Source organism: Dyadobacter soli (assembly GCF_900101885.1).
In the GTDB taxonomy this organism is placed as follows: Bacteria; Bacteroidota; Bacteroidia; order Cytophagales; family Spirosomataceae; genus Dyadobacter; species Dyadobacter soli.
This window is the reverse complement of record NZ_FNAN01000026.1, coordinates 32,845-44,696: the sequence shown is the minus strand read 5'-3', so window position 1 is coordinate 44,696 and position 11,852 is coordinate 32,845. Positions and strand designations below refer to the sequence as shown.

10 protein-coding genes are annotated in these 11,852 nt (G+C 51.2%); 6 read left to right on the top strand and 4 right to left on the bottom strand.

The window, feature by feature from the left end; translation table 11 throughout:
• Window positions 1–5: 5 nt before the first annotated feature.
• Window positions 6–368, bottom strand: coding sequence for an endonuclease domain-containing protein (locus BLQ88_RS32200; protein WP_090157138.1), 363 nt, complete (start codon window positions 366–368; stop codon window positions 6–8).
• 110 nt (window positions 369–478) lie between these two features.
• Window positions 479–1,534: a DUF3500 domain-containing protein gene (locus BLQ88_RS32195; RefSeq protein WP_090157137.1), complete on the bottom strand. Its 1,056-nt coding sequence runs from the start codon at window positions 1,532–1,534 to the stop codon at window positions 479–481.
• Window positions 1,535–1,680: 146 nt separating this feature from the next.
• On the opposite strand from BLQ88_RS32195, the gene BLQ88_RS32190 reads away from it, so the two are divergent.
• From BLQ88_RS32190 to BLQ88_RS32170, 5 genes are all read left to right on the top strand, one after another.
• A complete protein-coding gene (locus BLQ88_RS32190) occupies window positions 1,681–3,027 on the top strand; it encodes a deoxyguanosinetriphosphate triphosphohydrolase (protein ID WP_090157136.1) in 1,347 nt (448 codons plus the stop codon).
• A 109-nt stretch (window positions 3,028–3,136) separates the two neighbouring features.
• On the top strand, window positions 3,137–4,258 hold the full coding sequence (locus BLQ88_RS32185; RefSeq protein WP_090157135.1) for an FIST signal transduction protein: 1,122 nt from the start codon (window positions 3,137–3,139) through the stop codon (window positions 4,256–4,258).
• A gap of 3 nt (window positions 4,259–4,261) precedes the next feature.
• Entirely contained in the window at window positions 4,262–5,599 is a 1,338-nt protein-coding gene (locus tag BLQ88_RS32180; protein WP_090157134.1) for a sensor histidine kinase, read from the top strand.
• 35 nt (window positions 5,600–5,634) lie between these two features.
• Window positions 5,635–6,066: a response regulator gene (locus BLQ88_RS32175; protein ID WP_090157133.1), complete on the top strand. Its 432-nt coding sequence runs from the start codon at window positions 5,635–5,637 to the stop codon at window positions 6,064–6,066.
• A 32-nt stretch (window positions 6,067–6,098) separates the two neighbouring features.
• Window positions 6,099–8,102: a response regulator gene (locus BLQ88_RS32170; protein WP_090157132.1), complete on the top strand. Its 2,004-nt coding sequence runs from the start codon at window positions 6,099–6,101 to the stop codon at window positions 8,100–8,102.
• Here the strand turns inward: BLQ88_RS32170 and BLQ88_RS32165 are convergent.
• Together BLQ88_RS32165 and BLQ88_RS32160 are read right to left on the bottom strand one after the other, a co-directional pair.
• On the bottom strand, window positions 8,095–10,371 hold the full coding sequence (locus tag BLQ88_RS32165) for a xanthine dehydrogenase family protein molybdopterin-binding subunit (RefSeq protein WP_229212955.1): 2,277 nt from the start codon (window positions 10,369–10,371) through the stop codon (window positions 8,095–8,097). The two genes, BLQ88_RS32170 and BLQ88_RS32165, sit on opposite strands and share 8 nt — an antisense overlap.
• On the bottom strand, window positions 10,368–10,859 hold the full coding sequence (locus tag BLQ88_RS32160) for a (2Fe-2S)-binding protein (RefSeq protein WP_090157130.1): 492 nt from the start codon (window positions 10,857–10,859) through the stop codon (window positions 10,368–10,370). The genes BLQ88_RS32165 and BLQ88_RS32160 overlap by 4 nt, the downstream gene beginning before the upstream one ends.
• Before the next feature lie 114 nt (window positions 10,860–10,973).
• On the opposite strand from BLQ88_RS32160, the gene BLQ88_RS32155 reads away from it, so the two are divergent.
• Window positions 10,974–11,546 (top strand): Panacea domain-containing protein, encoded by a 573-nt coding sequence (locus BLQ88_RS32155; RefSeq protein ID WP_090157129.1) that lies wholly within the window; start codon window positions 10,974–10,976, stop codon window positions 11,544–11,546.
• The last annotated feature ends 306 nt before the right edge of the window (window positions 11,547–11,852 follow it).

The window sequence follows — 11,852 nt, the reverse complement described above, 5'->3', positions numbered from 1 at the left end:
CAAATTTACGAGCGCGGAAGAATATGTTGCCTGATGATTTCAAGAACTTTGTCCAGTTCGTTAAAAACCTCGTCGTTTCGGAACCGGATTACTTTGATATCCAGCTGATTGATTAGCATTGTCCGAAATTCATCGTATTCCGTTTGCTCTGACGAGTCATGAACAGAACCGTCAACTTCGACAACGAGTCGTAATTCATGACAATAGAAGTCAACGACGAAACGGTACAACGGGTGTTGTCTCCTGAACTTGACTCCAAGTTGCTTGTTCGATAGTTTTTCCCAAAGTACCTTCTCGGCCTCTGTCTCGCGTTTTCTAAGATCTTGTGCTCTTTGGAAGAGGATTGGCTTTGCGCCTTCGTGCATCATGGTAATAGTGTGGTTTTGATCGTTAGTCTTTCAGCCCCGGCCCTAAAGGGTGGTGAACGTGTCGTTGGGAAAATCAGTCCGGTTAGCAGAGTCCCCCTAAAAAAGGGGGATTAGGGGGCTTTATGCCCCGCTTCATAATGCGCCTGCAACAAATCTTCCCCGAAATCACTCATCAAATCCCTTACGACGGAGTGGATATGGTTCCCGCCATTCTGCGTATTATCGAATTCGATGAGGAACGTCGGGCCGTGAATGCGGTAGTAGTGGCCGTGGCCGGTGCCGATTTCAGGTTGCTGGTCGCCTAGCCATGCGAAGTGGATTTTGTCGAGGCCGTTCTTTTCAAGTTCGGCCCATTGCTGGTTTTTAAGCGTTACGTGGTAGCGTTGCAGGTAGGCCATAATGAGTTTTTTGAATGCCGCTTTCTGGTTTGCATTCAGCTCGCCCATGGCAATGCCTTCCATCTTGGCGAGTGAGGCTTTTCGGGCGTTGGAAGTGAATATTTCGTTGGGGGCTTTGGCTCCAAGATTGGCCTTTTCAAGTTGGGACGCGTCGAGGGTGTGGAGGAGATCGAATGCCAGGTCCTGCTCGGCTTTGAGGATACGCTTGCCTTTTTGCGGCATATCGGCCATCACCTGACCCGGATTGCTGCCGAAAAAGCTGGGCGTGAAGGTTACCTGGTTGTCGATCGAGGAGAAATGCAGCGACAAATGATGTCCCTCCATCCGCCAGCCCCAGGGATCATTACCCGGCGTGCCAAACACGAGGAACGCGTAATTTTCGGGGTCGCGGTAGGTATCGTTGGCTGGCCGGGTTTCTACTACGCGGAGTACGTTTTCGAGGTCGATGATTTGTTCGGCTTTGCTGTAACCTTCCTGGCTGAGCACCACGCGCACCATCGCCATCGCGACTTTGCGCTGGGCGGGTGTCATGGTTTTGAAAGTAATGCCTTTTCGGGCGCGTGGCGTGAAATTCCAGTCGAAGCGGGCGAGGTCGGCGTAGGGAAGTTCGGCTTCCTGGCGCTGCTGGGGTGTAAGGACTTTCAAGAATGTGGTTACGGCTTCGCGCATTTCCCCGGCGAGCGCTTCATTCTTTTGCGCCGACGCCGGCGAGCCTGCCCATACGATTGAAATGATACCCAAAATCAAGCATCCTACTAGCTTTTTCATATTGTTCCGGTTTGAAATAAATCCCTGTTTACTACTCCGTTAAAAGTCCGCGGGGTTTCGGTTTCTACCTGAAATCAGCATGGCTGGCCTTTCCCTGCATATTTTCACCGAAAGCCATTAGTTTTGCCGTTTATTTTGAAATCAATATGATGAAGTGGGAACAATTGCTGTCGGCGAAGCGCTGGGGCAGCGAAGACAAGTACAATTCCGATCCGACCGAGGCCCGCTCGGAGTTCCAGCGCGATTACGACCGGCTGATCTTCTCCTCGCCTTTCCGCCGGTTGCAGAACAAAACGCAGGTTTTTCCCCTTCCCGGAAGCATTTTTGTCCATAACCGGCTTACCCACAGCCTGGAAGTAGCGAGTGTAGGCAAGTCGCTCGGGCGGATGTTTTACAATCACTTAAGAACCCAAAACCACCAGATCGACGACGACCTGCCGCTAATCAGCGAGATCGGCAACATTGTTTCGGCGGCTTGCCTCGCGCACGACCTGGGCAATCCCGCGTTCGGGCATTCAGGAGAAGCGGCCATTTCGCATTATTTTACGGATGGCGATGGTTTGAAATACAAAAACCAAGTCAGTGACGCGCAATGGGCCGATCTGACGCATTTCGAAGGTAATGCCAATGCGATCCGCATTCTCACGCACCCGTATGCGGGCAAGGGTTACGGCAGCTTCGCGTTGACCTACTCTACCCTCGCCGCTATTGCCAAATACCCTTGCGAATCGCTTGCAGGGCACCAGAAAGCGAATATTTATACCAAAAAATACGGTTTCTTCCAGTCGGAGCAAGCTGGATTTCAGAAGATAGCCACCGAACTCGGCTTGTCGCAGGTTTCGGGAACGCCGGTGGTTTACAAACGGCACCCACTGGTGTACCTGGTGGAGGCAGCGGACGACATTTGCTACAACATCATCGACCTCGAAGACGCGCATCGGCTCAAAATCCTCTCCTACCAGGAAGTGGAAGCATTGCTGCTCGCATTGTGCAACGACCCGCGCATGCCGGGCCGACTGGCAGACATCGATGACGATGATGCAAAAATTGGCTTACTCCGCGCCAAATCCATTAGTACGCTTATAGGCACCTGCTCGGAACTGTTTATCAATGAACAGCATACGATCCTGAATGGCGATTTCAATGCGAGCCTTATCGACCGCATTCCCGAGCCACACCGTTCGGCGATGAAGGAGATCGAACGGATTTCGATCCAGAAAATTTACAACTACTCGTCGGTAGTGCAGATCGAAGTGGCGGGTTATAAGGTAATGGGCGGGTTGCTGGAAGAGTTTGTACCGGCTTATCTCAATAATAACTCGCATTACACGCGCAAGCTCGTCGACCTGATCCCGAAGCAGTTCATTACCACCAAAACCGATCCTTATTCGAGGATTCAGACCGTTCTCGACTTTGTGTCGGGCATGACGGACCTTTATGCCGTAGAACTATTCCGTAAAATCAAGGGCATTTCATTTCCATCTATTTCGTAGCCAAAATCAATTTAACTCAGTCATACAGCGTGTAGCGTAAAAATAATTCGTTCTCAAAAGTTTTATGTAAATTGTAGATCGATTTAAACCGCCGCAACCACCTGTATTTATGCAGATTGAACAGTTTGTCTATTCGGATCGCGCTTCCAAAATCCCGTTCTCGTTTTCACCGCAATTGTTATTCATTTTCGGCGACCGCGAACTGCTTGAAACAACGGACATTTCGCGCCAGCTGGCTGCGCAATATCCCGACGCGGTGTTTTCCGGATGCTCCACCGCCGGGGAGATTGCCAATGAGTCGGTGAAGGAACACACCGTCATCGTTACAGGCATTGCTTTCGATGAAGTTTCGGTACAAAGTTCTAAAATCAGCCTCGAAGACATTGCTTTCGATAGCTCGGAAGCCGGCAAGCAGCTCGTGTCCCAACTTCCGGCGCAAGGCCTGAAACACGTTTTTGTCGTATCCGATGGCTTGAAAGTCAATGGTACCGACCTCGTGAAAGGTATGACCGAGGGGTTGACGGACGGCGTTACCATCACCGGCGGCCTCGCGGGCGACGGCGCGCATTTCGCCCGTACGATCATTATCGAGCCCGATGGAAAAGTTGCGAGCGAGAGTGTCGCGGCAATCGGATTTTATGGCGAAAAACTTTCCGTCGGCTACGGCTCGCGTGGCGGCTGGGACAGTTTCGGGCTCGACAGGCGTGTTACCCGTTCCCAGGACAATATCCTTTACGAAATCGACGGCGAACCGGCATTGGATCTCTACAAATCGTTCCTCGGCGAAAAAGCGAAAGATCTGCCTTCGTCGGGCCTTCTCTTTCCGCTGAGTATGCGCGACAGTGAGGACCGCGCACCGGTGGTACGCACGATCCTGGGCATTAACGAGGACGAAAAGAGCCTCACATTCGCCGGCGATATTCCCGAGGGATCATTTGTAAGACTTATGAAAGCCAATAATGACCGGCTGATCAACGGTGCCGAGGAAGCGGCGCATGAAGCTGCCCGCGGTCTCGACAATAATGCGGAGTTTGCGATCCTGGTAAGCTGCGTCGGGCGCAAGCTGGTGTTGAAGCAAATGGTGGAAGAAGAGGTAGAATGTGTTTCGGAAGTGCTGGACGGGCCCATTATGACGGGCTTCTATTCCTACGGCGAACTGGCGCCATTCAACCGCGATTCGTTGTGCGAGCTGCACAATCAAACCATGACCATTACGACATTCCGCGAATAACCCATGCAGACGTTCGAATTAACCGAAACCAGTTACCACCGGCTTTTAAAACGGCAGATCAGGAAATCATTACCGCCTGAACTGGCCGAGCATCCCGATATGCAGGATTTTTTATTAGCTGTAAATCAAGCATATACCGAATACCAGGACGATCTGACGCGGATGGAACTCATACTCGAACAAAGTTCCGGGGAGCTTTTCAAAGCGAACCGCGAGCTGAGCCGCGTTGCGCAGGAGAAAACCGAAGAGGCAGCCCTTACCAGCAAAAGGCTCGAAGAAGTGGTGGGCAGCATTTCGGAGGTGCTGGTGCAGCTGGACCGCGACGGCAACCTTACCTATCTTAACCAGGCATGGGAAAGCATTACGGGATATCCGGTAGCATCGAGCCTCGGCCAAAGTTTTGCGGGATTTCTGCCTCAGCCCGAATCCGGGGGAAAACTGGCGGAACTGCTGAATAATGAAACCCAGGGCAAAGAAGAAACCTTGCGGATTATCACCGTCGACGGCCAGGAAAAATGGCTGGGCGTTTCGCTGAGCCCCTATTATGCCAATGGCCAGCATATCGGCTTCACCGGTACGCTTTCGGACGTGACTGCACGCGTGACGGCCGAAACGAAGCTGAAATCGTACACCCGTGACCTGGAACGCATCAACGCCGAGCTCGATCAGTTTGCCTACGTCGTAAGCCACGATTTGAAGGCGCCGCTGCGGGCGATCAATAACCTTTCGGAATGGATCGAGGAGGATATTGCCGACATGCTCGAAGGCGAAACCAAGGACCAGTTCCGGCTCCTGCGCGGGCGGGTGCACCGGATGGAAAACCTGATCAACGGCATTTTGTCCTATTCGCGCGCCGGCCGGATGAAAACCGTGAAAGAGAAGTTCCTGATCAAAAGCCTTGTAGACGAGCTCCGCGAGTCGTTCAGTACCAAAAAACCGCTTTCATTCCGGATCGAGGGAGAGGCAACTACGGAGATAGAAGCTGAGAGGATCGCATTGACCCAGATCCTGCAAAACCTGATTTCAAATGGTATCAAGTATAACGACAAGGACGAAATCAATATAACCGTCGGCTGGAAAGACCTGGGCAACCAATTTGAATTTTATGTTGGCGATAACGGCCCGGGCATCAGTCCTGAGTTCCACGAGCGGATATTCGTGATCTTCCAGACGCTCCAAGCGCGTGACGAGGTGGAAAGCACCGGCGTGGGCCTGGCCATTGTGAAGAAAATCCTGGATGAAAAACATAGCCAGATCCGCATTGAAACGGTCATGGGCGAAGGAACGACATTCCTTTTTACCTGGCCAAAAAACGAAGCAAAAGACATCGAGCATGTCTGATAACCCATTTTAACTACTATTCAAAATTTAAAGAAATGTCCTTTACCAACCCTGTACCGATGACCATACTCCTCGTAGAAGATGACGAAGTTGATGTAATGAATGTCAAGCGGGCATTCAAGAAAAACAACATTTCCAACCAGCTTGTCGTCGCATCCAACGGTATCGAGGCATTGAATTTGCTCCGTTCCGAAAATTCGGAATATCCCAAGCCGAAAATCGTGCTGCTCGACCTGAATATGCCTAAAATGGGCGGTATCGAGTTCCTGAAAGAGATCCGGCAGGACCCGTCGCTCAGTTCGCTTTCCGTTTTTGTGATGACTACTTCCAACGAAGACAGCGACAAAATCGAAGCATTTAACCTGAACGTAGCCGGGTATATCCTCAAACCGTTGTCGATGGACCGATTTATTGCCGCAGTTTCCACATTAAACAGCTACTGGACGCTTTGTGAATATCCTCAGTAAGGCTCATTTCACCACTATATCAGCCCCCTTTTATGCCCCCTCTATCCATCCTGCTTGTTGAAGACGACGATATCGACGCTATGAAACTGAGCCGCGCGATCAGCAAGGCGCAGGTGGAAATAGGGGAGATCCGAGTATGCAAATATGCCGAAGAAGCGCTCCAAATGCTTGATATCTGGACGCCGGGCTGCATTTTCCTCGATTACCAGCTACCCAGAACCAATGGGCTGGAACTGCTTAAAGCGGTTAAAAAACGTGCGCAACACCTGCCCGTGATCGTGCTCACATCGCACGGTGACGAACGCTTGGCTGTGGAGATGATGAAGGCTGGTGCGCTGGACTATTTTCCCAAATCGGAGATTACTTCGGAGAAACTGACGAAGGTGTTCCATACCATGGGGCAAATGCTCGAAATGGAGAAGGGCCGTGAAGTGGCGGAGCATGAATTAGCTGAAAAAGAGGAGTTTATAAACAAAGTAGCGCTCCTCTCGCCCAATATCATTTATGTGATCGACATCGAGAAGTGGACCAATATCTTTCATAACAAACAGATATGGAAGATATTGGGCTACTCGGAATGCGAAGTGGAAACCGACACGCGGAAAGGTCTCGCGCGGATTATCAACGAGCAGGACCTGCACACTTTCCGCGCGCACTACAACCACATGCGCTACCGGGTGAAAGACGCGGAAGTGGTGGAAAAAGAGTTCAGGCTGAGGCACAAGGATGGCTCCGAGATCTGGATTATTACACGTGAAGTGCCGTTCAAGCGGAATGCCCGCGGGCGCGTGCAGGAAGTACTGGGCACGGCGATCGACATTACTTCACGCAAAATAGCCGAACGGGAGCTGATTCAGGCCAAAAAAGACGCTGAGGAAGCGACGCGCATCAAATCCGACTTCCTATCGACCATGAGCCACGAAATCCGCACGCCGATGAATGCGATTATCGGGTTTACGGACCTGCTGCTATCGGGCGGCTTTACGGGCGAGGAACGGCAGCATTTGAATACCATCAAGTATTCTGCTGACAATCTGATGGTTATACTAAACGACATCCTCGATTTCTCTAAAATCGAGGCGGGTAAGTTTGGTCTGGAAAGCTTCGAGTTCGACCTGCGTGAGAAGCTGGGCTACCTCATGAAAACTTTTGAAATCCGGGCCAAAGAGAAATCGATCGATTTTACATTCGATTGCAGCAGCGAAGTGCCGCAAATTGTGATGGGCGACCCATACCGGCTCAATCAGATCATGGTCAACCTGATCGGCAATGCGATCAAATTCACGGAGGAGGGCGGTTTTGTGAAAGTCAGCGTACACCTCGCCCACGATCACGGCGACCATATCGACCTCAAAATAGCCGTATCCGATTCGGGAATAGGCATTTCGGAAGACAAGCTGAGCGTGATTTTCGACAGTTTTTCACAAGCACACAATAACAATGCTGCCCGCAATTTCGGCGGGACGGGGCTTGGACTAAGCATTACCCGCAAAATTACCGAGCTTATGAACGGTACCATTTCCGCACAGAGCACACTCGGCCAGGGAAGCACATTTACCGTGGTACTCAATTTTGGCAAGGGAAGCACATCTTATGAGGAAGAAAAAACGGATGCACCTTCGACCTCATCGCTGAAAGGTTACCGCATTTTGGCCGCGGAGGACATTCTCGCCAACCAGATTCTACTCAAACACCTGCTCAATAAATGGGAAGCCGAATTTGTGATTTGCAACAATGGTAAAGAAGTGCTGCACGTGCTGGAAACCGCCGATTTCGACCTGATTTTGATGGATATTCAAATGCCGGTCATGGATGGCATTACGGCCATGAAAAAGATCCAAAGTTCCTACCCGAGGCACCGGAATGTACCTGCAATCGCGCTCACGGCCGATACTTTTGCCGAAAAAACGCCTGAAATAGCGGCATGCAATTTCAGTGGATTTGTGACGAAGCCTTTCAAAGCGGAAGAACTGATCCGCGTGATCAGCAAGCATTTAAAAGTAAAAACACCGGCCGCACAGGCAGCGCTCAGCTAAGCTTTTTCCAATCGATTTTTTCCGGTAACAATGGAATTTCGCGCAGGCGACTACCTGTGGCGTGAAAAATCGCATTGGCAATGGCGGCCGCGGTGGGACCTTGTGCGGCCTCGCCCGCCCCCATGGGTTCCAGTTCGGGGCGGTCGAGCAGAAACACTTCGGTATGAGGCACTTCTGCGAAGCGTAAGATCGGGTATTTGTCCCAAGATGTGCTCACGATGCCCTTCTGGTCGTAAACTACCTCCTCCATCATCGTCCAGCTCGCCGCCTGGATCATCCCGCCGGCAGTCTGGTTGATAACGCCCGTACTATTGATCGTCTGCCCGGCATCGATCGCGCTGCTCAGCTTCGTCACCTTGTAAGTTTTCTTCACAGGGTCAATCAAAACCTCCGCCCGCACAGCACAATACGCCGCATTATTTTTATACTGGGCAAATGCGAAACCCTCGCCCGAAAGCTCCTTACTCCCCTTCCTCCATCCTCCCTTTCCTACTTCGTCCCTTCTCCATCCCGCTTTCTCCACCAAAAGCGCCACTACTGCCTTCGCCCGCTGATCTTTCAAATGCGCCAACCGGAATGCGACCGGATCTTTCCCCGCCTTGAATGCCAGCTCGTCCATGAAAGATTCCAATGCAAAAATGTTCGCATAAGCGCCCAGGCTTCGCAGCGCCGACGTCCGCAACGGGCCTTTGTAATTATGTAAAATGATTTTTTGAGCACTGAAATCATACAACGGCACCGAATTGCGATGACTGCCGCCCGAAAACCCGCCGCTTTTAAAACTGAACGATTTTTCAAGATCGCGTCCAGCCAGCAAATGCCCCGCATTCCCCCCCGGCCGCGTCGAATGCGTATCCGACCAGATTTCCGTCTGCCAGGCAGTCACCCGTCGCTCCGCATCCAACCCTCCTTTGATGCGCAAAACCATCGCGGAACCGTAAGGCTCCCATTGGTGCTCGTCCTCGCGCATCCATTGCACGCGCACGGGCTTACCCGGCACCTGCATCGCCATCAACGCGGCATCACCCGCTACATCGTCGGCGCCATTGTGCCCATAGCATCCCGAACCAGGCACGCCGATGATCCGTATTTTGCCTTCCGGCAGGTTCAAAAGGTCTGAAATCGTCCTTCGAAGCGGGTACACGCCCTGGCTATGCGACCAGATCGTCAGCAAGCCATCCTTCCATTCCGCAATCGCGCACGACGGGCCTATCGATCCGTGAATGTGGTAGGGCCGCTTGTAAACCGCCTCCAACTTCACCGAAGCGCCGGAAAGGCCTTTGTCAACGTCACTCTTTTCCTCGACGGTTTCCGTCCCTGTGCCTTTTTGCAGAATATCATCATAAAGTCCGGCAGGCAACGGCGATAGAGCAGGGCTGCTCCATTGCGCTTTTTCGCGCAGAAGCCGCAACGCTTTAATGCATTGATATTCATCCGCAGCCACCACAGCCACAAAACTCCCATTCACCACCAACTGACTCACACCCGGCAGCTTCAACACCTCGTCACGGGGCAAGGAAACCAATTTAGCCCCGTAAACCGGCGGTCGCAAAACCCGCACGTGCACCATTCCCGGCAGCCGCATGTCCTGAATATAGTAGGGCTGGGCTGCGGCCATTTGGGCAATATCCGTCCGCGCCACACCCTTCCCTACCAGCTTGTATTCCGTATGTTGTTTCAATGGTGCATTGCCCGTAACATCCATTTCGAGCTGCTTTCCTTTGATCAAATCCTGGTAGGCGATCGATTTTGCGCCGTATTGAATCAATCCATTTTCAACTGTCAACTTTTCCGGAACTGCATTGAAATGGTCCGCCGCCAATTTCAACAAAGCCCGTCGGGCCTCCGCTGCTGCCTGCCGTATGGAATTTCCGCTTCCCTCGATCGACCCGCTGCCCGCGGTATAGCGCTCGTCCTGCGTTTGTGCCGTGTCGGCGACGATAATCCGCACGCGGTCCATCTGCAAATTCAGCTCTTCGGCAGCCATTTGCATCAATGCCGTCCGGATGCCTTGCCCGAGCTCCATCTTGCCGGTAATGACCGTCAGAATGCCTTCCGAATCGAATTGCAGCCACGAATCGATGGACTTGCCATTGCCCGCGACGGGGTGCGCCGTGAACTTATCATCCATTGCCGCGCACACGAACGGTAACATTTGAAAACCGATCAGCAATCGCCCGGAATTTCTAAGAAACTCGCGTCGGCTTGTTCCAGCGAATTTGGCCATCTCACTTTCCCCACCTATCTCCGATTCTTGAAATGCATTCATGGTTTCTCCTCTTTTTGAGTTCCATTCATCTGTGCAGCCGCTTTCTTCACCGCATTGATAATCCGTGTATGTGTGCCGCACCTGCATAACACCCGATTGAGTGCCTGACGTATTTCCGCATCCGACGGCTTCGGATTTTCCGAAAGCAGCGCCGTGGCCGACATGATCATCCCATTCATACAATAACCACACTGGGCCGCCTGCTCATCGATAAATGCCTGCTGCACAATACTCAACTTCCCGCCACGCGCAAGCCCATCCAGCGTAACCACCTCGTACTCTGCCGCGGCTGAACCCGGTATCACACAAGAAGGCATCGCCTTACCGTTCAGCAACACCATACAACTCCCGCACTGCTCGATCCCGCATCCATACTTGGGACCATTCATTTCCAGCTTGTTACGAAGTAAATACAGCAACGGCATATCCGCGTCGGCCTCCACACGATGCTGTTTCCCGTTGACTTTGATATCTATGATTTCAGCCATGGCTTTTGTGTCCGGTTTGTAGGGAATAGTTATAAAACCGGGCCAGAGTGGGAGTCTAATGGTTTCACTCCAAATTAGTTATATTTGCCGTGCAGAAACTATACACAAATCAACATGAAAGCCTACAATCACAAAAAAGCAGTTCAGTTAATCAACTATTTTGCCAGTTACAACCAGGGGGCCATCAATAAAATGAAGGCGCTCAAACTGATCTGGCTGGTTAACAGGCTACACCTCCGAAAATACGTGCGGACTGTCACGGGAGATACGCATTATGCGATGGAATGGGGCGCGGTCCCTTCCAATACGAAGAATATGATTGAGGGCAAAACAGCGGCTCAATCCAGTGAAAAGCTTTATTTTGATCAATTTCTTACGCTTGACGGCCATAATGTCAAATCCGCACAGGAAGTTAATCCAAAAGTTTTTTCCGAAACTGACCTTGAAGTAGCCGACGAGATATTGAAGCATTATAACAATCTCGATCAATTCGAGCTGGCCAATTATTCGCATTATTTCCCCGAATGGAAGCGGTTTCAGGAGAAAATTGAAAAGTCTGGTTCCAGTTACAAAATGGACATCAATGATTTTTTCGAAAACTACATTGATGAAACGGGACTTTTCAATAACAGCTCGGAAGACCTGGAAATAGCCCGTGAACTGTTTTTTGAATCCGCAAACGCATAATTGCCGCAATATATGACGGCAAAAGAATTGCGGGACGCACTAGTCTCAGGAAATATACTATACATTTCTGATCCTCAAATAGCCAACGGCATTCCGCATTACCACGTTTTCGTAAAGAAAATCGATGGCGGGTACCTTACAACCGTTTGCTGCACCTCGCAGTTTGAGAAAAACCTGAAACATATTACGCGCAGTCGCGAAAGTCTCGATACACTCGTTTGCATTGATCACGAAACCTCAGCAAACGGATTGCATGCTTATACCTACGTGAATTGCAATGGTTATACATCTCTTATACCGATGCAG